This is a genomic window from uncultured Prevotella sp. (assembly GCF_946407605.1).
Lineage (GTDB): Bacteria > Bacteroidota > Bacteroidia > Bacteroidales > Bacteroidaceae > Prevotella.
On sequence record NZ_CAMJOS010000001.1, the window covers coordinates 138147 to 163563 of the forward strand.

Below are 25417 nucleotides of genomic sequence, written 5' to 3' on the forward strand. Positions count from 1 at the left end.
TAAAAAAGAGAAAACGATGAGAAAAGTCATAGCATTCTTACTGGCCATCACCCTTGTATCACCCCTGTTTTGCGGATGTCAGAAGCAAGACGGGACAACAGATGATGATGCGAATGCCATACCCCAACTGGTCAACCACATCCAGCAATGCTCGCGCCTCTACACCACCGACTATCGTATTCATAAGGTGGTGATGGTGCAGGCCGACAAGCAGTTGGAGACCAGCTTCCTGGGTGTAGGCTTCAACGTGCCGTTGGGCGAGCGTCGTCTGCTCATCCCCATGGAGGCCACGCTGAAAGGCTATATTGACTTTAGCAATTTCTCGGAGGACGATATCGAGAACGACGGCGAGAAGGTGACCATCACCCTACCCGACCCAGAGGTGATGCTGACCAGCAGTCGTATTGACCACGACGGCACCAAGCAGTATGTGTCGTGGTATCTGTCGAACTTCGACACCACGGAGCAGACGGCTCACGCCGCCAAAGGCCGACAGGACATTATAGATAAGGTGAAGAACGACAGCCAGCAGAAGCGCCATATTGTGGAGGCAGCTCGCCAGAATGCAGCCAACCTGCTGATACCCCTTATCAGTAGGATGGGTTTTAACGAGCAGAACATCACCATCACCTTCCGTCAGGACTTCAGTTTCGAGAACCTCAAAATCCATATTGACTAAACGATGACCAAGGAACAGAAGAATCTCATCATAGGCACGCTGGTGGCTCTGGCCGTATTTGGCACGGTAGCCTTCTTCGTGGTGAAAGCCATCATCAACAAGGTGGGCGATGCCGCTCCAAAGATTGGCGTCACCACCACCGTGAGCTATGCGCAGACACCTATTATCATCAAGAGCATGCGCCATATAGGTCAGTGGGAATTTATGACGATTACTGACGAAGAGGTGGTGGAACGCAGTCGCAAGAACCTGATACTGAGCGACGACAAGCTGGTGCGCATCTACTACGGCACGCTGCGTCTGGGCATTGACCTCGAGAAGCTTAGGGAGGATGCCATCAGCACGCAAGGCGACAGCATCAGTATGGTGTTGCCACCCGTACAACTGCTAGACGACGACTTCATTGACGAAGCCCTCACCAAGACATTCTATGAGTCGGGCGAGTGGGACGCGAAGATACAGAAAGAGATGTATGATGAAGCAAAAAGCATCATGATACGCTATGCGATGAATGTGGAGAACCAGGAGCAGACGCGCCAGTTGGCCGAGACGCAGATGCGCCAGTTGCTACAGGGCCTAGGCTTCCGCTATATCACTATCAGCTTTGAGTCCCGATAGCCTCAGCTTAGAACCCCGATAATCTTTAGCTTTGTATTTCGACGATTGTCAACACGCCGTTGCTGACACGAAAGCGAATATCGCGCCCAGCAAAGGGCATCCCATAGACACGATTAGGGTCATCATGATAGCGTGGACGAGGGTCTTGCGCCAGCACTTGACGCAGTCCGGCCTGCTCTTCCTCTGAAAACAACTGGGCCAGTTCCTCTGGCAGCTCTACCTGTAATGGTTCCCACGTGGTCTGGTCAACAAACCCGCTGCGAGCCTCAGGATGACTGTCGGCATAGGTCACATAAGGCTTGATGTCGTAGATAGGCGTTCCGTCCATCAGGTCGGCACCCTTCACATGAATCACGGGCCCTTCATTTTCCGTCATCTCCACCTTATTAATATACACGCAAGAGAGTCCCAGACGGTTGGGACGGAATGGCGAACGCGAGGCGAACACCCCTACCCGTTCGTTGCCTCCCAATCGGGGTGGACGAACCGTAAGTCCCTGCTGCTCGTGCGGATTGCCGCTAAACTCCCATATCAGCCACAGATAATCGAACTGCTCCAAGCCTCGCAGCGCCTCTTCGCGACGGTATTCCGGCTCGAGCACGATGCGTCCTGAGAGGTCGCCAGCCAGTCCGCTCTGTCTGGGCAGTCCGAACTTTGACGTCAGCGGAGAACGAAAATATGCCACAGGTTTGATGTCCATAATCCTATACCAAAGAAATAAGATGTTCTATGAGTCGGGGCTTGCCGTAGTCGTCAAGTTCCTTTTCCTTAATCCAGAAATAGCCCTCGGGCAATGCAGGACGCTCTGCAGGCTGCCACAGCCAGAAGTCGGCCAGCAGGATGCGATGGGTCAGCACATGCTTCACCCCCTGTCGCAGCAACACAGCACCCTGAGGCACCTTTTCCGTGAGCAGAGGCTCGTAAAGTCCCTGCCAGATATCGCCCTCCCCACGTCGATGAATAGCCGTCTCGCCTTGATAGCGCACATAGACATAAGTCATGCGACGCTCCTTAACCTTCAGCGTCTTCAGCTTCACAGGCAGCTCGCCCACCCTACCCTCACGGAAAGCCACGCACGTTTCCATCAAGGGACAAGCGGCGCAGTCAGGACTGGATGGGGTGCATTGCGTAGCGCCAAAGTCCATGATGGCCTGGTTGTAAATAGAAAGTTGAAAGGTGAAAGGTGAAAGGTGAAAAGTTGAAAGTTGAGATTGAGCCAGGAGTGCAAACTCTTTCTTTCCTTCTGTGGTGTTGATAGGTGTAGAGATGCCGAAATAGCGACTCAGCACGCGATACACATTTCCATCGACCACAGCGGCAGGCAGGTCGAAGGCAAACGAACCTATAGCAGCAGCGGTATAGTCACCCACACCCTTCAGGCTTTTAATGCCTTCGAGCGTGGTGGGGAAGCCTCCCATCTCCACAATCTGTCGTGCTGCCGCATGCAGGTTGCGAGCCCGAGAATAGTAGCCCAGTCCCTGCCACTCACGCAGCACCTCGTCCTCCGTGGCAGCAGCCAGCAGTTCCACCCTGGGCCATCGCTTCATAAAGCGCTCCCAGTAGGCCCAGCCCTGCTTCACCTGCGTCTGCTGGAGAATAATCTCCGAGAGCCAGATGGCATAGGGGTCACGAGTCTGTCGCCAGGGCAGGTCGCGCCCATGCTCATGAAACCAATGTAATAATGTGGGCGCGAAATTATTTGCCATAACTTCTTAACTTCTGACTTCTTAACTTCTGACTTCTTAACTACTAAAAAATCATCGTGTCAGCGAGAACTTCATCGATACGCCGAAGTCCTGCGTTGTTGTAGGATAACTGCTCGACGACAGCAACGGCGTGTTGGTCTGACGATCGTAATAAGCCGAGAGAGTCAGCAGGCGCGACATCGTATAGTCGGCAGCAAACGAGATCTTCAGGGCTGAGTTGCCGCTGCTGGCTGACGACACTCCCGTTGCAATATCGCGAGTGATGGCCGCCTGCTTACGGAACGAGATATCCACACGCGTATTCAGGTCGTGGTTAATGCCCTTCTTGCTGGTTTGCTGTTGGTTTTTGTCGTTATCATTCGACTTCTTGCTGCCCTTGGCCTTGCGCGAGCCACCACCGCCGAAGAGCTTGAAGTCCGTAATCTTATAACCCATACCAATGACCCAGTCCTTCGAGTTCGACTCGTTGATCTGCACACTCGTCATCGAGAGGTTCAGCACGCGCGTGGTGCGATATTCCACCTTACACGTCAGGTTGTTGTTGAACGTTACATCGACACCCAGCAGCGGCGAGAAGGCCTCGTTAATGCTCACCGTCGAGATGTTATAGCGCGACGACGGCGTGTACGAGCCATCGGCAGCCTGCACATAACCCAGGTCGCCCATATACTCCATCCACGAGCTGTAGGAAGCATAGGAGCCCACAGAGTAGATGCTCTTATAGCTATGATTGATGTTGACGCTCTTGAAATGGTCGCGCAGCCAGGGTAGCTTCGACAGTCCAGAATAGCGCATCGTCCAGTTGGGCAACAAGCGCGTGAGTACAGGGAACACATCGAGCGAGCCGCCAGCACCCATCGTATAGGTGTCGAGGAAGGCAGGAATCAGCACGTCGCCGCTATAGCCATCCACTTGATTGACGGTGGCACCGTTGAGGGCTGCAGGACCTTTGGCAGGATACTGCGACTGCACACGATTGCGGAACGAAGCAACCTTATTGCAGAACTCATTGAACGAGGGACTGTCGTAGCCGTTGTTAGCATCGCCCATACCCTCCAACGCACTACGAATAGAGATGGTGGTCATATTGAACGAACCACTATAGGTAGTGGGCGAGCCGGCATACATAAACTGCACGCTGCGAGCCTTGTTGACGGTTCGTGTGGCGGTGAGGTCAATCTTCAGGTCGCGGATGGGCTCCAAGGTAGCACGAATCTGCAGGTCCTCCGTAGCCGACGAGCTGGCAGGCGTAGCGATGTTATCGTTGCAGAGCAGCCATCCATTGTTGCGAGCCGTCTCTACATACTCGTCGCCAGTAAGTCCGAAGGCGAAGCCCAGACCAGGCGCCAACACGCTACTGTTCGACTGTCCGAAGGCATCGCCCACATTAGGCAGGAAGCCTGGCAGCGTCATTGCATACTGACTGCGATAGCTAATGCTGACGTTGCGCAGCATCATCAGCAGGCGCGAAGCCGACTGTGCTGATTTATACCACCACTGGTCGTCGAGCGGTTCCTTAGGAGTGATGCTGAGCTTCAGCTGCAGCGAGTCAGCACCATAGACCTTGATACTGTTATCATCAACCACCTTCCACTTCACAGGCACCACGCGACCGTCCTTATTGCGGGCCGATACAAGGAGTCGCTTCGACTTCTTGCCATGCTGCACCACCACCTGACTGTCGGGCACCAATGTAATCTCCTTCTGGAAGGTGTTTTTATTCTTGGGCAGCTCGGCATTCTCTTTATTTGCCTGTTTGTCGTCAGCATTCGCCTTTGCCTTCGCGTCAGTCTTAGAATCGCCCTTCTTCTCGCCCACAGGTTTCTTTGGCGTCTGCTTGTTCTTCTGCGAGTTGTTGGCAGGGGCCTTCTTGAAACGCTCGTTGGCCTTCTTCAGGAAGGGGATATGGTTATAGAGCGTCTCCATATTGAGCGTGCTGTTGATAATCAGGTTGCGGTTGTTCGAGATGGTATTACCCAGCGAGGTGCCATCGTCGAGCTCTGTGCCACGCATCCACGAATAGGTGGCATTATACGAGGCATCCACCTTGAGCCAGTCGAAGATAGGCAGTTTGTCGATAGGCACCTGATAACTGGCCGAGAACGACTGCTGATAGTCGAGCGGCGTACCCCAATGTTTGATACTGGTCCACACAGAGTCCTTCCAAGCCGAATAGCGGTCGGGATAGAGGTCTTTGTTCACAGGCGTGTAGGGTTCCTCAATCTCAGCATGGGTGGCACTCTGGAAGTTCATGTGCAGGTTCTTCGTCAGGTCCCAACGCAACTGGAACTCACGGTTCCACAAGAACTGCTGGCTGAACGTCAACGGCAGGTTGGGGTTCTCCGTATTCTCCAGGTCGCGCTCCTGCAACTCATAGTAGTTACGACTCATCTCCGTGTTGAACGCGATGGACTGCGGCAGATAGTTGAAGCCCAGCGCCTTGGGGAAGTTCATCCACTTCGACTTGCTCTTCGAGTTCTTGAAGGGCTCCCAGGTCTTAAACACGGGCGAATAGTTGTAGTTCATCGAGCCTCGCCACTGATCGTCGTTCTCATAGACAGTAGTCTCGCCAGTGGTGTTACGATGGGAGTGACTATACGAGAACGAGAAGTTGGCAGGGTCGATGGGCAAGGGGTGACGCTTGTTCTTGATGTCCACCCTTACGTTGCTCAACGAGAAGTTGCGCGATGTATGCTTGGTCACCGCTATCGACTCGATAGAGTCACGCTCGCGCTGGTTGGCAGCCGACTCGAGGGCGTCGTCCAGTTCCATATCCGTATCCAGCGGGTTGTACTTCGGACTGATAATCTCCTTAGAATACGAGTAATAGAGCGGTGCCGACACTTTGGCTTTATCGGGGAAGAGTTTTCCTAATTCCAGGTTGGCTGTTACGGCATACGACTTCTGCGTGTCGGTAGAGCGTTGCAGGATAGACTCCTCCAGACCTCCGAAGCCGTCGCTCACATAGCGGCCCGTCATATTCAGGCTGCCGAAGTCAGACAACTGCAGGTTCATAGCTCCCGATGCAGCCCAACCGCCTTCGTTGTTGGTCTCACGCAGACGCAGTTCGTTGACCCACACCTCGCCCGACTTGATTGAGCTACTCAGGTTGCGCACACCAATCACCATCGTCTTCACCTCCGACAGCGAGGGGTTACCCATCACACTCACCTTATTATTAGGTTTGTCAGGGTCGTACTCAGAATAAATGGTGGTAAAGTTGGCCAAGCCCTCTGCACGCGCCTTGTTGCGGTTCTTCTTCACAGCGGTGAAGATGCTCATGTCGATGTCGAGCATATTTTCCTCAGGCCATACCAAAGGACGGTCGGAAGGCACGTTCCAGCGGTAGTTGCCCTGCGGCGTGAGCTTCAGGGGGATGAGGTACTCGTAGTAGTTGTTCTTATAGTCAGAGCCTATGCGGATGAAGATAGCCAACTGGTTGTCCTCCAGCTGAGTATTGTTGGGCACCAGATGGTTGGCGTGAACAAACATCTGCAGACGCTTATACTGTCGCAGGTTCAGGTTCTGGTTCTTATAGACCGCCTTCGACTCGTTCTGCGAGAGGTTCTTCACCGTGAGGCACAATGCCTGCTCGTTGCTCTCTGTAAGCTGAGGCTGGTTGGGGTCGGTCATTCGGGTGATGCCTGGAGGCAGCACATAAGCCACAGGCTGACGGTCTGTGTTTTCCTCCACGTTGACGGCACTCATCTCCAACACGCCCGTCTCGGCTCCTGCCGAAGTCATGAGGTTCTGCTTATACTGTCGCCACTCGCCACGCACCAGGTCGAGCGAGCCGAAACGCAGCACGATAGGCTCCTGGAATCCAGTCAAGAACATGCGCATATAGCGAATGCTGGTGAAGTCGCTGATAGAACCGATCTTATCGTCATATTCAGCCAATGGGATGCGATACTGATACCAGCGCACGGTGATAGAGTCGCCATTGCGCAACTTGGCGGTATAGTCGCGATGGTCCACAATATGCGACTTGTCCGACTTGACGCCTCGGTTATAGGCCTGCAGCTCATCGTCGCTGATGGGGATATGATACTGATAGTAGCGTTCGTATTCGTTCAGGGTGTAGTCCTGATTGATATCCTCCACATCAGGTCCCGTCTTGTACGAGGTGTCGTAGCCCTCTGTCTGGTTGTCGTTCGATGGTGAGTTGCCCTGTGGGTTGTTGATGCGCTTGTAGCGCTGGAGGATAGGCGTGCGCTCGTTGTCGAAGTCAGAGCCTCGGAAGTAATGGTAGTCGTCGCCGGCAGGGTCGTCGCGCCAGGCCTGCAGCAGCGAGTCGTTGCTCACGATGGTGCTCACGCTGTTCAACCAGTCGGCATAGGCGCCAAAGGTGCGCTCCTCCTCATCGGTCAGTCCGTTGAGTCCCACATCCTGCTTCTCACGCGAGCCGCTGGTGGTGGCGAAGGCATAGGTCTGCGTGGCCTGCACGGGAATCTTACCCCATTGTGTCTCCTCGAAGGTCGAGGTGCCATCGACGGGCATACCGCTCTCGTAGAACTTCTTACCGTCGCGCAGCACATCCTCGCACACCTCGCCGAGGTTGATATAGAGATCGCCACTATGACGACTGGCTGTGCCGTCCTTACGAGTGTAGATGAAGGGGTCGAGCATCCAGAACTCCACATATTCTATATTAGCCTGCTCAAAGTCGGTGGTCTCCAGCTTGCGCATCATGCCGCCCCACTTCTGCTTGGGGTTCTTCAGCGTTCCGTCGCTGTTGAGGTCGAGTGTCAGGTTATAAGGTCCGCGCTCCTGGGGATAGTAGGCCAGGTCGAGGATAGGCAGCGTGGAAATGGCGCCGTTGTAGCTCGACTGGTCGCGGTTGGGATAGAGCTCTCGTACATAGACCTCACGCACATAGTGGTTGGAGAGCTGCTCCAGGTCGTTCTTGATATGTGTTGGCGTGAGGCTCGACGAACGGCGCGTGAAGATGGGGTCGACGTTATACCAGGCCAGCAGGGCGCGGTCGTAGCCGCTGTTCACCGAAGTCTTGTTGTTGTAGTTGGCAAACATCGAAGGCACGCTGCACAGCACCCACGCCTTGGGGTCGCTCACATCGCGCAGGTCCTTGGTATTCTCGAAGTCGTCGATATACGAGGCGTTGTCCTGTGTGCCGCTGGCATTACGGGCTATGAGGTGGGCAAACTCACCCGTGAACGATATCTGCGAGGGCTGCGTGACGTGCAGCAGAGGCAGTTTGTCGAGCATCTTCGTCAACCACTGGCTCTCCTGCTTCCAGTTCACGTTGAGTCCCCAGATGGTGTTGTTCAGCGGCTCGTCGCCCATGTTCACCTTGGTGGTCATAGGCTGCTCGGTGAGGTGCATCAGCGTACCTCCCATCGTAAAGTTCTTCGAGAAGTCGTACTCCCAGTTCACGCCCAGCATGGTCTTTCGCTGCATGCCGTAGCTGGTATTGTCTTCGAGCGACACGCTGACGTTGGTGCCGGCATCGATGATGCTCTGGTTCAGGATGGTCACCTCGCCCACCGAATAGTCGACGGTATAGTCGGAGCCTTCCTTCAGGGTGACACCACCAGCAGTTACCACCACCGATCCTGGCGGCACGTTGGCAGCACCCAGCGAGATGACGTTGGCGCTGGTGCCCTTGAACTGTCCTGTGAGTATGAACTTGTCCTTCTCGGCATTCTGCTTGGCCACCGTCTTGGTAGAGTCGTACAACTGGTCGAAGCAGTATTTGTCGGCCAGATGCTCCATACCCTTCTGTTTCAAGTAGTTGCGCAGGTATTCGCCAAAGGGCTCAGCGGCAGGCATGAAGATGCGACCGTTGCTGATGGTGTAGCCCTGCACAAAGTCGAACTGTCCATTACTGTGGGGCTTCATGTTGGCATCCAGGCGGTCCAGTCCCATCACCTTCAGCAGCGTCGTCGACTTCAGCTGCTCCTCGGGCAGATAGGTCAGATAGGTACCTGTGGTGTCGCTCTGGTATTTGATGTCCATGCGGAACTTTTCTTTCTCGACGGTAGAGGCCAGATAATAGACGTTCTTCATCATCAGGCGCCAGTTGGCCTGCATCGGACTGTTCTGGGTGTTCTTCAGGGCCTTCACGAAGAGGCACTTGTTGGTCTGCGTCAGGTCGGTAGAGAACTCACCCACCTGATAGGTCTGTCCGCCATAGGTGTATTCGTAGGCCACAGCCAGCACCTGGTCGGTCTGCAGTCCTGTCTTCAGCGACACATAGCCCAGGGCCGTGTTCACCGTATATTCGCTCGATGTCAGCAGGCGGGCCGAGGCCAGCTTCTCGTAGTCCACACCACCCACCATCGCTGTGCCGAAGCCCTCGAGCTTCACGGTGACCTCGTCGATGTTGCGCGAGGCAGAGTCGATGTTCTGCACCAGCGTAGAGTAGATATCGTTGGCCAGATTGCTGGGCACCGACATGCCTGTGGTGTGCCAGTTGGTATTCTTCAGATATTTATTCTCACCCAACTCGCTGAATGCCACGATGTTGCGCGAATTAGAGGTACTTCCCGTCTTGTTGGTCACCCAAATCTCCACACGGTTAATCTTGATGCCCGTGGTGAGGTTGGGCAGCGTGCTCATAGCCATGTCGTAGGTCTCGCGGAAGAAGTGCGAGAGGAAGAAGTGGTGGTTCTCCTCATAGTCCACCACGTCAATCTCGTAGGGGTTGGTCTGAGTGCCGCCACGCGACGACACGCTCTTCGACGTTGATTTCTTCTGCGAGATGACCGTTCCCAGCTTCAGCTTGCCAAACTGCATCTCGGTGTGGATACCGAAGAGTGCCGACGAGCCGTGCACCAGCGAGTTGTTAGAGGGGAAGGTGACATTACCCGCCTCCACCAGCTTGATAATCTCGTCCTCCTTGCCGTCATACTTCAGCTTCAGACTCTTGGTGTCAAACTCAAAGGTGGCGTCGGTGTTGTAGTCCAGCTTCAGGTTCACCTTGTCGCCCACGCTTCCATTGACGCTCAAGTTGATTTTCTCGTCAAAGTCGAAGGCCGTGGTCTTACGGTTTCGGATAGGCAGCGAGGGGTTCTCAATGTTCTTGATTGTGGCGCCAATCTTTAGCTCGGCAGTACCCTGCGTCTTCACCCTCACGCCTCCAGGACCGAAGATTTTCTCGGCAGGACCCAGGTCGAACTGCATATCGCTGAAGTCGAACATCTCCTTGCCCTTCGCCTTCACATTCTCGGCATCCTTGTTGCGGAAGAACTGCTGACGAGCCCTGCGCTCGCTCCATTGCATATACTCCTCTGGTGTCATCACGATGGGCGCATTCAGATACGAGTCGCCTATCTTCGAACCAATAATATACACGTTGAGCGAGTCGTTGTACTCCACCTGCTGCTTCACGTTCTCAGGCATTCTCAGGTCGAGGGCACTCGAATCCAGGTCAGCAGTAAGCACGGGAGCCGTCTTCTGAATCTTCCAGCGGGGGTGCAACAAAGAATCGGGGATGGTTTCATCCTCTATCACCATACCTTTGGGCTGCGCCTTCGGCACGGGCTTGTTTTGTTGGCTGTTACCGTTCTGTTGTGGCGTTTGGGCCATCGCACCCACACCCATCAGCACGATGAGCAGCAAATATATGAGTCGTTTCAAAACCAGTTCTATAGAATCTTGTTCCTTCATATAACGCAATTTGTGCACTTTTATTGCATTTTTTCACGAATACCTCGCATTTCTCGAAGAAAAGTTGTAACTTTGCGCTCTGAGAACTAAAAAACTAAAGAGTTATGATTAAGAAACTATTTGTGCTGCTGGGCCTCGTCGTTATCGTTGCCTTGGTGGCTATGACCTTTACAAAGCCCGACAGACAGGCACATTTCAATGCCGTGGCGCAGCTGGCGCAAAACATGGTGGACAAAGAGCTGAGCAACATTCCCCTACCCCTGCCCGATGAAGTCGTCAACTTCGGCTCGGAAACGGCTATGGGAGCCGCAAACATGTATCTGCTCAGCAACCTCATGGTCAACGACTACTTCTTCGTCAACGTGGGCACCGTCAATCATCACGGCACGGCCTACCCTGTCACCGTGGGCGTCTTCAACAAGGTGTTCCTCCTGGTCGATGAAGAGCAGGTGCGACAAGCCATCAAGCCGTAATCTCTTACCCTCGAAGATTACGGCTTCATGCCCTCGAGCTGCCTTCTTCGCCTCGTCCTGATACCTTCTACTATTCGTTCCGATAGGACTTTACTCTCGTTCCGATAGGACTTTACCCCCTTAAAGGATGCCTCCTTACACCGTAAAGTCCCATTCCTTACACCCGTAGAGCCTATCTCTTTCACCCTAAGTTGGCATCTCCATAAAAATCTCTGCCCAGTTTTTGATAATTAGGACAGAAAACTTTTCAAAACGCCTAAACACCTACTTGAGGTGGCTTGAAACGCCGATAAACACTGGTATTTCAAGAGATTCAGGTAGGAGGGTAGGTGTTTTTGTGAAAAAATCAAATAAATGCAATATAGCCGCTCGTTAAAACGAAGAAGGCAGCTCGAGGGCACGGAGCAAACTAAAATCCCGCTCCTCAAAGAGGAACGGGACAAAAAAATTGGTATTATGAAAATTATTCTGTCATAAATGAATCCAACTCTTTCTTTATTCTTTTTTTATACTCTATATTGTCCGAAGAACGCGTATTGGCTTTATTGCTGGCAATATATGCTACTTCCCAGGTTTTCGTATTATACATGTCCATATAAACAAATGTATTTGAATGCTCTACGTCGATACCATCTACACCTGCAAAATATGTCTTTTCTCCTTGATACATCGGAATCATAAGAAATCTTTCGGCAAGATAACTACCAAGTGTAGATGTATGGTTAGTACTTACCATTGCCATGACAGTCGTCAATTTGTTATCTTCAAACATATACGCCAGAAGAGTCGCACCCCCAGCATTGTCGTATGCTAAAATCTTTTCTGTAGATTTTGAGTTAAACGTACCTTCCTTTTGATGAGACTTGACGTAATCCATTGAGCAGCCCCATTCGCATACAGGATCATCATAAAGATAATACTGTGGACTAACGGTGATGGAAATCGTCTTTTTGTCATTAACCAACAAAGACGTTTCTCCAACATGCCATGCATGTACAGTATTGTTTAAACCATAGGCAACAAACCTATTAGATGACGAAATGGTGTCAGCGCCTTGGATAATCTTATCAGCGCCAGCCACCATCTTAATTGGAGTGGTGTCAATGCCATCATCCTTGTCATCATCGTCATCTCCACAAGAAATGAAACTAAAACTCAGCATTGTCACCAATGCAATACCCAACAAATAAAAATAGTTCTTTTTCATAATTAGTAAACTTTTGGTTATTAGTTAATGTAAAAACATACAAAAAAAACGTGGACAAATTACTTCGTCTACGTTCTATCTGGTATCGGCAAACACCATGTAATCCTAAACGAGTAAAAGCCCACGCCATCAGGCGCGAACAATCTACTTCAGTTCTTGATTACGTTTTGAAATTTTGCCGATTTCGATAGAACAAGAATCAAAAGTGGATGTTCATCCTATATGTCCTTTTTATGTTAACTTAGCCCATAGGCATTCAGTTTTATGAGTTCAACATTGAGTTAATTCGAGGGCAAATTTACAAATTATTTCTGAATAAACGAAGAAAGTAAAGGAAAAAGTTGTAACTTTGCAAGGTAAACCCTCCGAAGACAGTGGATAGAGCGAAGTTTGAAAGCAAGAAAGCATTTGCAGGAGAGAAGAAGCCATCGATGCTGCGGCGCTGTGTGGATAATGACTACACAGCACGAAGGATGTATATGGTGACGTTGGTGACTGAGGGGCGTAAGCCGCTCTTTGGAAAGGTGATGGGACGTAGTGAGGCCTTAGAGCCTTCGGCAGAGGCGCCTCACATCGAACTGTCGCCCTTAGGAGAAGCCATTGCAGATATTTGGCAGACGATAGGCTGCTATCACCGCGAGGTGAAGGTGATAGCGCTGCAGATGATGCCCGACCATCTGCACGCCATCCTCTTTGTGAGGGAGCAGATGGAGAAGCCGCTGGGGAAGGTGCTGCTGGGTGTGAAGCATGCCTGCAATCAGGCGTTTCGTGAGGTGATGCCTGTGGAGTTCGTTGCTGTGGCACAGCAACATGCACGACAGGAACGGGACAACGGGCTGCTTTTCGCGAAGGGCTTTAACGACCAGATACTGCTGAGGGACGGACAACTGGAGCGCTGGCTCAACTATCTGAAGGAGAACCCTCGCCGCTTATTGATGAAACGCGAGAACCCTGACCTATTCAGGGTGCAGAGGGGGCTAAGCTTCGGTGAGCAGAGCTTTTCGGCTATTGGCAACCGCTTTTTATTAGAGCGTCCTGTAAAGCTGCAAGTGCAATGTTCGAGAAGCATCACTGAGGCCGACCTACAGGCAAAGCTCTCTGCCTTTATGAAAGCGGCCCGCCAAGGTGCGGTGCTCGTATCACCAGCTATCTCGCAGGGCGAGAAAGTCATTATGCGGGCGGCCTTCGAGGAAGGGCTTCCGCTGATTTATCTGGAAGAAAACGGGTTTACTGATTTGGCGAAGCCTGGCGGAAAACGCATGGAGGCCTGCGCCAAAGGGCAACTGCTGATTCTTGCCCCCTGGGAGCATCATAACGAGAAACTGACCATCAAAAGGGGACAATGTCTGGAACTGAATGAGATGGCGAGGGCCATCTGTACTTCCTAATCCAAACAACTGCTGACGCTGCCAGCCTCAAGGAGGCGCTGACGGGCTTCGTCGTAGCTGAGGCCGAGGGAATCCTGAAGCATGCGGGTGCCTCGGTCGATGAGCTTATTGTTGGTGAGCTGCATGTTCACCATGCGGTTGCCCTGCACTCGCCCCAAGCGAATCATGAGGGTGGTGGAAATCATGTTGAGCACCATCTTCTGGGCCGTGCCGCTCTTCATGCGACTGGAGCCAGTGACGAACTCGGGGCCGACGATGGTCTCGATGGGATGCTCGGCAGCCTGAGCCAGCGGGGTGTCGGGATTGCTGGTGATGCAACCCGTGAGAAGGCCGTTTTCGCGAGCCTGGCGGATAGCCTCGACCACATAGGGTGTGGTGCCAGAGGCGGCAACACCCAAGAGGGTATCGTCGGCGGTGGGATGATAGGCCAGGAGGTCGCGCCAGCCCTGCTCGGCATGATCCTCAGCGCCCTCTACGGCCTGTCGTAGGGCTTTGTCGCCACCTGCTATGATGCCAATGACCCAGTCGGGCGACACGCCAAACGTTGGTGGCAGCTCGCTGGCATCGAGCACTCCCAGTCGGCCGCTGGTGCCTGCTCCGATGTAGAACAGTCGGCCCCCACGCCTCATCCTCGGCTCGATGGCTTCTACCAGCGCCTCGATTTGTGGGAGGGCCCTATTCACAGCCTCAGCCACCAGCGCATCTTCTTCGTTGATGTGCTGTAACAGCTCACCCACCGGCATCTGCTCGAGGTGGTCGTAGTGCGAAGGCTCTTCTGTAATCATCTTCTATTTCAAAATAAAGGTGTCGGCATCGGCCAGCACAGGGAATTTCTGACGAAAGCGGAGCTGTCGCTGCATGTCGAGCTCGGCAACGGCTGCCTCAATCTGACCTGGGGTACAGGCGGCAATGGTGCGTCCATAGGCATCGATGACGACCGAGTCGCCCTGATACTCGCAGGCGCTGTCGGTGCCCACCCTGTTGACTCCAATTACAAAACATTGGTTCTCGAGGGCACGGGCCTTCAGCAGCGTTTGCCACACATCGCGACGCTTGTCTGGCCAGTTAGCCACGTAGATAATGGCATCGTAGTCGCCCTGATTGCGCGAAAACACGGGGAAGCGCAGGTCGTAGCACACCTGAAGCAGGAAACGCACGCCTCGCCATTCTGTCACCACACGCCTGGCGCCAGCCACATACTCGTCGGTCTCGCCGGCATAGCCAAAGAGATGGCGCTTGTCGTAATAGTCGTAAGTGCCGTCAGGACGTACAAAGAAGAGGCGGTTGCGCATCAGTCCCTCCTCATCGGTGATAGCCACGCTGCCTGCGATAGCCGCGTTGAGCTGCTGCGCCTGCCGTTGCATCCAGGCGAGCACGGGCTGTCCGTCGGCATGGGCGCCCTGCTTCATAAACCCTGTGGCAAAGGTCTCGGCCAGCACGTAGAGGTCGGCCTCTGGCTGCTGATTGAGCAGCAGGGCGAGGTTTTGGAGATTCTGCTCCAGATGGTCCTCTCTGATGTCGTGTTGTACGATGACGGTCTTCATTCTGGCTGCAAAGTTACGAATAACACTTGGAAATACCAAAAATTACACCTATATTTAAATATTTCTTAATTCTCCTTTGTCAATTCACCTTTTTCCATTATAATTGTGTACCTTTGCAGGCAAAATTTCTAGAAATTAAAAGATTTATGGCACAAGAAGATGTATTTAAGAAGATTGTAAGCCACTGTAAGGAGTATGGCTTTGTGTTCCCCTCAAGTGAGATTTACGATGGTTTAGGAGCCGTTTATGACTACGGTCAGAACGGTGTTGAGTTGAAGAATAACATTAAGCAGTACTGGTGGAAGGCCATGACGATGCTTCACGAGAACATCGTGGGTATAGACAGCGCCATCTTTATGCACCCAACAATATGGAAGGCTTCAGGTCACGTTGATGCCTTCAATGATCCCCTTATCGACAACCGTGACTCTAAGAAGCGTTATCGTGCCGATGTACTTATCGAGGACCAGATTGCCAAGTACGACGAGAAGATCCAGAAGGAAGTAGAGAAGGCTCGCAAGCGTTTCGGCGACAGCTTCGACGAGGCTAAGTATTTGGAGACCAGTGAGCGCGTGAAGGAGACGAAGGAGAAGCGCGACGCTCTCCACGCCCGTTATGCTGCTGCTATGCAGGGTCCGGATCTCGATGAACTGAAGCAGATCATCCTCGACGAGGAGATTGTCGACCCAATCAGCGGCACTAAGAACTGGACCGACGTTCGTCAGTTCAACCTGATGTTCTCTACTGAGATGGGCGCCAGCGCCGATGCTTCGATGAAGATCTACCTGCGTCCTGAGACCGCTCAGGGTATCTTTGTGAACTACCTGAACGTGCAGAAGACCGGTCGTATGAAGATTCCTTTCGGTATTGCCCAGATTGGTAAGGCTTTCCGTAACGAGATTGTGGCTCGTCAGTTCATCTTCCGTATGCGTGAGTTCGAGCAGATGGAGATGCAGTTCTTTGTAGCTCCTGGCACTGAGCTCGAGTGGTTCCCCAAGTGGAAGGAGACACGTATGAAGTGGCACCAGGCTCTGGGCTTCGGCGCTGAGAACTATCGTTTCCACGACCACGACAAGCTGGCTCACTATGCCAACGCAGCTACAGATATCGAATTTAAGATGCCATTCGGCTTCAAGGAGGTAGAGGGTATCCACTCTCGTACAAACTTCGACCTGAGCCAGCACGAGAAATACTCTGGCAAGAGCATCAAGTACTTCGATCCTCAGACCAACGAGAGCTACACGCCGTATGTTATCGAGACATCAATCGGTGTGGACCGTATGTTCCTGAGTATTATGTGTCACGCCTACGAGGAGGAGAAGCTGGAGAACGGCGAGACCCGCGTGGTGCTGAAGTTGCCCGCAGCCCTGGCTCCTGTAAAGTGTGCCGTGATGCCTCTGGTGAAGAAAGACGGTCTGCCCGAGAAGGCTCGCGAGATTATCGACCAGCTGAAGTATCACTTCACTTGTCAGTACGATGAGAAGGATTCTATCGGTAAGCGCTATCGCCGTCAGGACGCCATCGGCACGCCTTACTGCGTTACCGTTGACCACGACACGCTGAACGACGGTTGCGTCACCCTGCGTTTCCGCGACACCATGGAGCAGGAGCGTGTGAAGATTAGCGACCTGAACTCTATCATCGAGGACAAGGTGAGCATTGCAAGTCTTTTGAAGAAACTCCAATAATGAAGAAGTTTATCATCTATCTGTTCGCTGTGACGATGGGCCTTTGCGGCCTGTCGTCATGCAGCGAGGAGACTGCCGAGGACGAAGAGTTTGCCAACTGGGAGTCGCGCAACGACGTGTATCTCGCCTCGCTGGTAAACGACTCGCTGAAGCAGCAAGGCTGGACGCGCATCAAGAAATTCTCGCTCAACGACAGTATCGAGGGCAGCGCCTCTGAGTATGTCTATATTCATGCCATGGATAGCAACCTCATTGACAAGAGCCATGTGGACAGCAAGAAATGGAAAGTAAGTCCAGCCTATACCGACTCTGTGCGCGTGATTTACCAGGGACACCTCATCCCCTCGGAATCCTATCCGCAGGGAAAGGTGTTCGACCCAGGAACCGTCTATGGCAAATTCTCGATGGAGACCAGTTCTACCACGCGTTTCAAGGTATCGAATATGGTTGACGGGTTCGCAACAGCACTCCAAAGAATGCATGTTGGCGACTACTGGCGCGTCTATATCCCCAGCGAGCTGGCCTACGGCGAGTCGGGTAACTCCAGCGTTCCTGGCTACAGCCTGTTGATTTTCGACCTGATACTGATTGACTATACTTCTGCAGGCACGGCGTTGAATCCCTGGCAGTAAAATAACGGATTTTTGTCAAAATTGCAATAAATCGTAAAAAAGAAGGCGAAAAATTTGGCAGATTGAAAGATAATGCGTACTTTTGCAGCCGAAATATAATCAAAACAGCAAAACGGACATGAAAGTCATAGCAAACAACTATTGGTGGTGGCGCAACTCAAGATTCGGACAATCGTGAGAAGATAGCCGCGTACCCATAGGTGGGAGCAAGAAATATAGAGGCCTGTCGTTCTTACGACGGGCCTCTTTTCATAAAGTAATAACACAAAAACAAAAAATATATGAGCAAGTATCAAGTTGACAAAAACGGTTTCTACGGAGAGTTCGGAGGCGCTTACGTTCCCGAGATACTCTACAAGTGTGTAAAAGACCTGCAAGAGGCTTATCTGCCAATCATCGAGAGTGAGGAGTTCAAACAGGAGTATCACGCCCTGTTGAAGGACTATGTAGGCAGACCGTCACCACTTTATTACGCAAAGAGGATGAGCGAGCAGTATGGCTGTCAGCTGTACCTGAAGCGCGAGGACCTGAACCACACGGGCGCCCACAAAATCAACAACACCATTGGACAGATTCTGCTGGCCAAGAAGATGGGCAAGACCCGCATCATCGCCGAGACAGGAGCCGGACAGCATGGCGTGGCCACCGCTACGGTATGTGCGCTGATGAACATGAAGTGCGAGGTGTTTATGGGTGCTACCGATGTGGAGCGCCAGCACACCAACGTAGAGCGCATGAAGATGCTGGGCGCCGAGGTGCATCCTGTACGCACAGGCAACATGACGCTGAGCGATGCCTGCAGCGAGGCCATCCGCGACTGGTGCTGTCATCCTGCCGACACCTTTTATATTGTAGGCAGCACGATGGGTCCTCACCCCTACCCTGACCTCGTGGCTCGCATGCAGAGCGTCATCAGCGAAGAGATAAAATGGCAGCTGGAGGAAAAGATCGGGCGCAACTACCCCGACTATCTCATCGCCTGCATCGGCGGTGGCTCGAATGCCGCAGGCACCATCTTCCACTATATGGACGACGAGCGCGTAAAGATAGTGCTGGCAGAGGCAGGCGGTCACGGCTGGCAGACGGACTATACCGCAGCCACTATCCATAAAGGAACCACAGGCATTCTGCACGGCGCCAAGATGCTGGTGATGCAGGATGAGGACGGTCAGATTCAGGAGGCCTTCACCATCTCAGCAGGTCTGGACTATCCTGGCGTTGGTCCCATGCATTGCAACATGGCCAAGAAGGGTCGCACCCAGGTGCTGAGCATCAACGACGACGAGGCTATCTACGGCGGTTACGAGCTGACCCGCATGGAGGGCATCATCCCTGCCATAGAGAGTGCTCACGCCATTGCCGCCCTGAAGAAGCTGTCGTTCAAACCCAACGACGTGGTGGTGCTCACCGTCAGCGGTCGTGGCGACAAGGACGTCGAGACGTATCTGAAGAACAAAGAAATGGCAAAAGAATACGGGAATTTTTAATTGAGAATTGAAAATTGAGAATTATGAATACATTCAATTATACGGCGACAAGCAAGACCATTCTGGCAGACCTCTATACCCCTGTGGGCGTCTATATGCGATTGCGCGACCTGTATCCACAGAGTGCGCTGATGGAGAGCTCGGACTATCACGACTCGAACAACTCGCGCTCGTTTATCGGCATCGAGCCAATGGCCAGCGTAGCTATTGGTCATGGACTGGCTACAGTCACCTATCCTGACGGAAGCACTTTTTCGCACGAGGTTAATAAGGAGTACCGCTCTGATAAGGCTATACATGAGTTGATAGACCGCATTCATGTGGAGGGCGACGAGGACAAGGTGTGTGGACTGTTTGGCTATACCAGCTTCAACGCCGTGCGCTATTTTGAGGATATCAATGTAAAAGACGAGACTCAAGCGAAAAACGACGCGCCCGACCTGCTCTATATATTATATAAGGTGGTGATTGTGTTCGACCACTTTAACAACACGCTGAAGGTGGTTAATTTAGAGGAAAGTGGAAAGAGAAAAGAGGAAGGAGGTTACTCTGCTATTGATAAAATTATGCTGGCCATGAACAAGGCCAATGTGAAGGCTTACGATTTCCACCCTGTGGGCGAGACAACATCTCCTCTCACAGACGAACAGCACAAAGCCAATATCCGCAAGGGCATTCAGCATTGTCTGCGTGGCGACGTGTTCCAGATCGTGCTCTCGCGACGATTCATCCAGAAATACGAGGGTGATGACTTCAAGCTCTATCGTGCCCTGAGAAGCATCAACCCCTCACCCTACCTGTTTTATTTCGACTTTGGCGGCTTCCGCATCTTCGGCTCTTCGCCAGAAACGCATTGTAGAATAGAACGGAAAGAGGAAGGAGGAAAGAGGAATGAGAATAGTTCATTCCGCGCTTATATTGACCCAATCGCAGGAACCACCAAGCGTACTGGCGATGCAGAGGCTGACCGCCGTGGTGCCGAATACCTGCGCAACGACCCCAAGGAGAATGCGGAGCACGTGATGCTGGTGGACCTGGCACGCAACGACCTGAGTCGTAACTGTCACGGCGTGAAGGTGGACTTCTACAAGGATCTGCAGTACTACAGTCATGTGATTCATCTGGTATCGAGAGTGAGTGGTGAGCTCGACAAGGATGCCGACCCCATCAAGGCTTTTATCGACACCTTCCCTGCCGGCACGCTCTCTGGTGCCCCGAAGGTTCGCGCCATGCAACTCATCAGCGAGTACGAGCCACACAACCGTGGTGCCTATGGTGGCTGCATCGGCTATATCGGACTCGACGGCTCGTTGAACCAGGCCATCACCATCCGTACCTTCGTCAGTCGTAATGGCGAACTGTGGTTCCAAGCCGGTGGCGGCATCGTAGCCAAGAGCGACGAGGAGTATGAACTCCAGGAAGTGAACAACAAACTCGGCGCCCTGCGTCGTGCTATTCTAATGGCAGAAAAAATGTAAGGTTATGAAGATAGTCATCATTGATAATTACGACTCATTTACATATAATCTGAGTCATCTGGTCAAGGAACTGGGAGCCGAAGTAACGGTATATCGCAACGACCAATTCGAACTGTCGCAGCTGGAGGAGTTCAGCAAGATTATCCTCTCGCCAGGTCCTGGCATTCCCTCTGAGGCTGGCCTGCTGCTCGATGTCATCAAGGCTTATGCTGGCAAGAAGCCCATCCTGGGTGTGTGTTTAGGTCATCAGGCCATCGGTGAGGCCTTCGGCGGTAAACTGGAGAACCTGAGTGACGTGTTCCACGGGGTGGCTACGCCCTGTCATCTCACAAGTGACGATGCACTCTTCTCTGGCATCTCAAAAGAATTTACCGTAGGGCGCTACCACTCGTGGGTGGTATCAAAACAGGACTTCCCCGACTGTCTTGAGATTACTGCCGAGAGCGACGAAGGACAGATCATGGCCCTGAAGCACAAGACGCTCAACGTTCGTGGCATTCAGTTCCACCCCGAGAGCGTGCTCACCCCCGACGGCAAGAAGATGTTGCAGAACTGGATGTTTCTTTAAAATTGAAAAATTGAAGAATTGAAAAATTGAAGAGATATGGCACAAACAATGAAAGACATCCTGAACAGGATGCTGAACCACGAGGAGCTGTCTCGTGAAGAAATGAAGAATATTCTGATTGGCATTACTCAGAGCGAGTTTCCCACAGAACAAATCACAGCGTTATTAACTGCCCTGCAGATGCGCGGCGTCACCGTTGACGAGCTCTTGGGCTTCCGCGATGGTATTCTGGAAACAGGCGTGCCTGCCATCTTGAATGCTGACCGCTACATCGACGTGGTGGGTACTGGCGGCGACCGTAAGAACACCTTTAATATTTCTACCACCTCGTGCTTTGTCATCGCAGGTGCCGGCTATAAGGTGGCCAAACACGGCAACTACGCTGCAACCTCTGTCTCTGGCGCATCGAACGTGATTCAGCACCACGGCATCAAGTTTACTGACGACATCGACAAACTGAACCGTAGCCTCAACGAGGCTGGCATCGTCTATCTGCATGCCCAGCTCTTCGCCAAGGCCATGAAGTTCGTGGGTCCTATCCGCAAGGCGCTGCAGTTCCCTACCATCTTCAACCTGTTAGGTCCGCTGGTCAACCCCAGTCAGCCTCAATGTCAGTTGCTGGGTGTGGCTAACCTCGACCAGATGCGCCTCTACAGTCAGGTTTACCAGAAGATTGGTATCGACTATGGTATCGTAAACTCTATCGATGGCTACGACGAGATCTCGCTGACGGGCGACTTCAAGGTGACTACCAAGCAATACGAGCGCATCTTCAAGCCCAGCGACCTCGGCTTCGAGATTGCCAAACCCGAAGAGCTGGTGGGTGGTGCTACTGAGGAAGAGGCTGCACAGATCTTCGACAGCGTACTCGAGAATCGTGCCCTACCCGCTCAGAAGAACATCGTGCTGGCCAACGCTGCCTTCGGCATCCAGGTACTGGAGAAGGGCGAGAAGAGCATTGAGGAATGCATCGCCATCGCACGCGAGAGTATCGACAGCGGCGCTGCCCTCCGCACCTTCAAGAAGTTCGTGGAACTCAATAGTTGATTCGTAATAACGTAATAACGGTATAACGAAATAACGTATTAACGAAGATTATGCAAGATATTCTAAAAGAGATCGTTGCTCACAAGCATCTGGAACTGGAGCAGCTTTGCGCCAAGAAAGCTTCTCTGCGTGAGGCATTGCTCCAGAGCGAGACTGGCATCATCGCTGAGTTTAAGCGAAAGTCACCGTCGAAGGGGTGGATCAAGGAGGATGGACGAGCCGACATCATCCCACTGAGTTACCAGCAGAATGGTGCTGCTGCTATCAGCATCCTCACCGATGAGCATTACTTCGGTGGGCACGACGATTTCATTCGCATGGCTCGTCAGTCGGGAGTAACGATACCCATCCTCTACAAGAACTTCGTCATCGATGAGTTTCAGCTCTACGAAGCGGCTCTCTGCGGTGCCTCTGCCGTACTGCTTATCGCAGCATGCTTAACGAAAGCCCAATGTAAGAGTCTCTTGACTAAAGCCCATGAGCTTGGTTTGGAGGTGTTGCTCGAGATGCACTCTGAGGCCGAGTTGGAATATGCGGAACTGGGACCAGACCTCTGCGGCATTAACAACCGCAACCTCGGCTCCTTCGTGACAAATGTCGAGAACTCGTTCCGTCTGGCCGAGCTACTGCCTAAGGACGCCGTAAAAGTGAGCGAGAGCGGTATATCAAATCCTGACACAGTAAGCAAACTGCGTGAGGCTGGTTTCCGCGGCTTTCTCATCGGTGAGAACTTTATGAAGACTGCCGACCCAGGCCAGGCTCTTAACGAATTCATTTCGAAGCTATGATGATTAAGGTCTGTGGCATGCGTGATGCGGAGAACATCCGTGAGGTGGAAGCAATGGGTATCGACCTGATGGGATTTATCTTCTGGCCGAAGTCGAGTCGATATGTCAGCGAGCGTCCAGCCTATCTGCCTACAAAATGCAAGCGCGTGGGGGTATTTGTCGATGAGGATATCGAAAAGGTAAGACATATTGCCGATGACTATGCCCTCGACTATATCCAGCTTCATGGCCACGAGTCGCCCGAATATTGCGTTCTGTTAAAAGGCCACAAGCTCATCAAAGCCTTTAACATCGCCACCAAGGAGGATTTAGAGGCTACCAAGCCCTACGAAGGCCTCGTCGACTACTTCCTTTTCGACACGAAAGGCAAGTCCGTAGGCGGCAATGGCGAGAAGTTCGACTGGACGGTCCTTGAAGCCTATCAGGGCAACACGCCATTCCTGCTTAGTGGCGGCATTGGTCCTGATGATGCAGAACGTGTAAAAGCCATTAATCACCCTAAGTGCATCGGCATCGACCTGAACTCACGTTTCGAAACAGCCCCTGCGATTAAAGATGTCAATAAACTCAAAGAATTCATTAAAACAGTAAGGATATGAACAAGATTAATAAGCTCTTTGCCAACCGAGGCGACAAGAAATTCCTTTCGCTCTACTTCTGTGCTGGTTGTCCAACACTTGAGAGTACAGGCGACGTGATTCTGACAATGCAGAAAAGAGGCATCGACTTCATTGAGGTCGGCATTCCCTTCAGCGACCCCCTGGCCGACGGTCCCGTTATTCAGAGCGCTGCCACCAAAGCCCTTAAGAACGGCATGAACCTGAAGACACTCTTCGCCCAGCTGAAGACCATCAAGGATCAGGTGGAGATTCCACTTATTATGATGGGTTATCTGAACCCTATTCTGCACTACGGCATCGAGGCGTTCTGCCAGTCGTGCGTAGAGAGCGGTGTGAGCGGTGCCATCATCCCTGACCTGCCTTTCAAGGACTATCAGGAGGTGGTAAAACCCATTGCCGACAAGTACGACCTGCGTATCATCATGCTCATCACTCCTGAGACCAGCGAGGAACGCATCCGCTTTATCGACGATAATACCGATGGCTTTATCTATATGGTATCGAGTGCCGCCATCACTGGTGCCCAGAAATCGTTCGATGATGCCAAACAGGAATATTTCCGTCGTATCAACGCCATGAACCTGCGCAACCCCCGCATGATTGGCTTCGGCATCAGCAACCGTCAGACACTCGAGGCTGCCCAGCAGAATGCAGCAGGAGCCATTATCGGCTCAAAGTTTGTCACCCTGCTCAACGAGAGCAAGGATGCCGACGAGGCCCTCGACAAGTTGTTCGAGGCATTGGCATAAACACTTGAATAAACAAAGACCGCAAGTCTCTCAAACGGGAAACTTGCGGTCTTTTTGTGTCGACACTTGGATTCGAACCAAGGACCCCCACCATGTCAAGGTGATACTCTAACCAACTGAGCTATGCCGACTTTTGCGATAAGCGGATGCAAAGGTACGCATTTTAATTGAGAATTGAGAATCGAGAATTGAGATTTTTGACAGCAACGGCGTTATTTAACATTTGTTTTATAAAAATACTGGCCACGATGCTTCACTATTCAGAAAAATGTTGTATATTTGCGACATGATTAAAAACCTATAGAATATGCAGAAATATGCTGACTATATCCAAAAGATAGAGATTGACTCGCTGTGGAGCGGCAAGAAGCACATTGTGTGGGAGCTGGACCCTCATGTAAATATTCTGAGCGGCATCAACGGCGTGGGTAAGAGTACCATATTAAATAAGGTGGTGAAGAGCGTCAACACCAATGGTGACATTCTGAACCATCTGTTGAAGGGCGTTCATGTGACAGCCTCGCCAGCCGATGCCACCCATGTGCGTTTCGACCTGATACGTTCGCTCGACTCGCCTGTGCTCGACCTTGACACGATGGCGCATGTTGACTCGCGCATCTCGTCAGCCCTTGACTTCCAGCTCTATCACTTGCAGCGAAAATACCTGGATTATCAGGTAAACATCGGGAACCGTATCATTGAGCAGTTGCAGCAGGGACATGCTGATGCTGCGCAGGAGCTGTCGCAGAAGAAGATGCGCTTTCAGGATATGGTGGACGAGCTGTTTACTGAAACTGGCAAACAGATTATCCGCACAGAGAATGAGATTCGCTTTACACAAATTGGCGAGATCTTGATGCCTTATCAGTTGTCAAGCGGTGAAAAGCAGATGCTGGCCATCCTGCTCACCGTACTTGTAGAAGATAATCTGCCCTATGTGCTCTTCATGGACGAGCCGGAGGTGAGCCTACATGTGGAATGGCAGAAACGCCTCATCGACCTGATACTGGAGTTGAATCCTAACGTTCAGATTATCCTAACCACCCATAGTCCTGCTGTTGTCATGAACGGTTGGGTGGACTGCGTAACGGAAGTGTCGGATATCACCGTGTGATT

Annotated in this window: 20 protein-coding genes and 1 tRNA gene; 14 read left to right on the top strand and 7 right to left on the bottom strand. The window is 52.2% G+C overall.

The features are described from left to right. The first annotated feature begins 16 nt into the window (after positions 1-16). Together Q0R57_RS00580 and Q0R57_RS00585 are read left to right on the top strand one after the other, a co-directional pair. A complete protein-coding gene (locus Q0R57_RS00580) occupies positions 17-679 on the top strand; it encodes a DUF4230 domain-containing protein (RefSeq protein WP_294742814.1) in 663 nt (220 codons plus the stop codon). 3 nt (positions 680-682) lie between these two features. Next, positions 683-1297, top strand: a complete 615-nt coding sequence (locus Q0R57_RS00585; protein WP_294742816.1) for a DUF4230 domain-containing protein — start codon at positions 683-685, stop codon at positions 1295-1297. Positions 1298-1322: 25 nt separating this feature from the next. Here Q0R57_RS00585 and tsaA read toward each other — a convergent pair whose 3' ends face one another. The 3 genes from tsaA to sprA are packed head-to-tail and all read right to left on the bottom strand — an operon-like array spanning position 1323 to position 10551. Beyond that, positions 1323-1997: a tRNA (N6-threonylcarbamoyladenosine(37)-N6)-methyltransferase TrmO gene (gene tsaA, locus Q0R57_RS00590; protein ID WP_294742819.1), complete on the bottom strand. Its 675-nt coding sequence runs from the start codon at positions 1995-1997 to the stop codon at positions 1323-1325. Positions 1998-2001: 4 nt separating this feature from the next. Continuing rightward, positions 2002-3003 (bottom strand): A/G-specific adenine glycosylase, encoded by a 1002-nt coding sequence (gene mutY, locus Q0R57_RS00595; protein WP_294742822.1) that lies wholly within the window; start codon positions 3001-3003, stop codon positions 2002-2004. 51 nt (positions 3004-3054) lie between these two features. After that, positions 3055-10551, bottom strand: coding sequence for a cell surface protein SprA (gene sprA / locus Q0R57_RS00600; protein ID WP_294743002.1), 7497 nt, complete (start codon positions 10549-10551; stop codon positions 3055-3057). A 185-nt stretch (positions 10552-10736) separates the two neighbouring features. Here sprA and Q0R57_RS00605 point away from each other — a divergent pair, with 185 nt between their 5' ends. Beyond that, the gene (locus Q0R57_RS00605) at positions 10737-11105 is read left to right on the top strand and encodes a hypothetical protein (RefSeq protein WP_294742825.1); all 369 of its coding nucleotides are present in this window, start codon (positions 10737-10739) and stop codon (positions 11103-11105) included. A gap of 463 nt (positions 11106-11568) precedes the next feature. Here Q0R57_RS00605 and Q0R57_RS00610 read toward each other — a convergent pair whose 3' ends face one another. Continuing rightward, a complete protein-coding gene (locus Q0R57_RS00610; protein ID WP_294742827.1) occupies positions 11569-12312 on the bottom strand; it encodes a hypothetical protein in 744 nt (247 codons plus the stop codon). A gap of 374 nt (positions 12313-12686) precedes the next feature. On the opposite strand from Q0R57_RS00610, the gene Q0R57_RS00615 reads away from it, so the two are divergent. Beyond that, positions 12687-13700, top strand: a complete 1014-nt coding sequence (locus Q0R57_RS00615; RefSeq protein WP_294742829.1) for a hypothetical protein — start codon at positions 12687-12689, stop codon at positions 13698-13700. Here the strand turns inward: Q0R57_RS00615 and murQ are convergent. Together murQ and Q0R57_RS00625 are read right to left on the bottom strand one after the other, a co-directional pair. Continuing rightward, a complete protein-coding gene (gene murQ, locus Q0R57_RS00620) occupies positions 13697-14485 on the bottom strand; it encodes an N-acetylmuramic acid 6-phosphate etherase (protein ID WP_294742832.1) in 789 nt (262 codons plus the stop codon). The two genes, Q0R57_RS00615 and murQ, sit on opposite strands and share 4 nt — an antisense overlap. 3 nt (positions 14486-14488) lie before the next feature. After that, the gene (locus tag Q0R57_RS00625; protein WP_294742835.1) at positions 14489-15244 is read right to left on the bottom strand and encodes an amidohydrolase; all 756 of its coding nucleotides are present in this window, start codon (positions 15242-15244) and stop codon (positions 14489-14491) included. Positions 15245-15390: 146 nt separating this feature from the next. On the opposite strand from Q0R57_RS00625, the gene Q0R57_RS00630 reads away from it, so the two are divergent. The 9 genes from Q0R57_RS00630 to trpA all read left to right on the top strand — a co-directional run bounded on the left by Q0R57_RS00630 (position 15391) and on the right by trpA (position 24301). Beyond that, positions 15391-16932 carry a glycine--tRNA ligase gene (locus Q0R57_RS00630; protein ID WP_294742837.1) on the top strand — a complete coding sequence of 514 codons (1542 nt, stop codon included), beginning with the start codon at positions 15391-15393 and terminating at the stop codon, positions 16930-16932. Next, entirely contained in the window at positions 16932-17564 is a 633-nt protein-coding gene (locus Q0R57_RS00635; RefSeq protein ID WP_294742842.1) for an FKBP-type peptidyl-prolyl cis-trans isomerase, read from the top strand. Before Q0R57_RS00630 ends, Q0R57_RS00635 begins: the two co-directional genes overlap by 1 nt. Before the next feature lie 281 nt (positions 17565-17845). Further along, positions 17846-19051 (top strand): tryptophan synthase subunit beta, encoded by a 1206-nt coding sequence (gene trpB / locus Q0R57_RS00640; protein ID WP_294742845.1) that lies wholly within the window; start codon positions 17846-17848, stop codon positions 19049-19051. Between the two features lie 23 nt (positions 19052-19074). Beyond that, the gene (locus Q0R57_RS00645; protein WP_294742847.1) at positions 19075-20529 is read left to right on the top strand and encodes an anthranilate synthase component I family protein; all 1455 of its coding nucleotides are present in this window, start codon (positions 19075-19077) and stop codon (positions 20527-20529) included. A 4-nt stretch (positions 20530-20533) separates the two neighbouring features. Beyond that, the gene (locus Q0R57_RS00650) at positions 20534-21097 is read left to right on the top strand and encodes an aminodeoxychorismate/anthranilate synthase component II (protein WP_294742849.1); all 564 of its coding nucleotides are present in this window, start codon (positions 20534-20536) and stop codon (positions 21095-21097) included. Positions 21098-21145: 48 nt separating this feature from the next. Continuing rightward, on the top strand, positions 21146-22144 hold the full coding sequence (gene trpD / locus Q0R57_RS00655; RefSeq protein ID WP_294743004.1) for an anthranilate phosphoribosyltransferase: 999 nt from the start codon (positions 21146-21148) through the stop codon (positions 22142-22144). A gap of 50 nt (positions 22145-22194) precedes the next feature. Beyond that, a complete protein-coding gene (gene trpC / locus Q0R57_RS00660) occupies positions 22195-22932 on the top strand; it encodes an indole-3-glycerol phosphate synthase TrpC (RefSeq protein WP_294742851.1) in 738 nt (245 codons plus the stop codon). After that, positions 22932-23531, top strand: a complete 600-nt coding sequence (locus Q0R57_RS00665) for a phosphoribosylanthranilate isomerase (protein WP_294743008.1) — start codon at positions 22932-22934, stop codon at positions 23529-23531. The genes trpC and Q0R57_RS00665 overlap by 1 nt, the downstream gene beginning before the upstream one ends. Further along, positions 23528-24301 (top strand): tryptophan synthase subunit alpha, encoded by a 774-nt coding sequence (gene trpA / locus Q0R57_RS00670; RefSeq protein ID WP_294742854.1) that lies wholly within the window; start codon positions 23528-23530, stop codon positions 24299-24301. Before Q0R57_RS00665 ends, trpA begins: the two co-directional genes overlap by 4 nt. A 57-nt stretch (positions 24302-24358) precedes the next feature. Here trpA and Q0R57_RS00675 read toward each other — a convergent pair. Beyond that, positions 24359-24432, bottom strand: a tRNA-Val gene (locus Q0R57_RS00675). 176 nt (positions 24433-24608) lie between these two features. Between Q0R57_RS00675 and Q0R57_RS00680 the strand changes: the two genes are divergently transcribed. Next, on the top strand, positions 24609-25415 hold the full coding sequence (locus Q0R57_RS00680; protein ID WP_294742858.1) for an AAA family ATPase: 807 nt from the start codon (positions 24609-24611) through the stop codon (positions 25413-25415). Positions 25416-25417 lie beyond the last annotated feature (2 nt).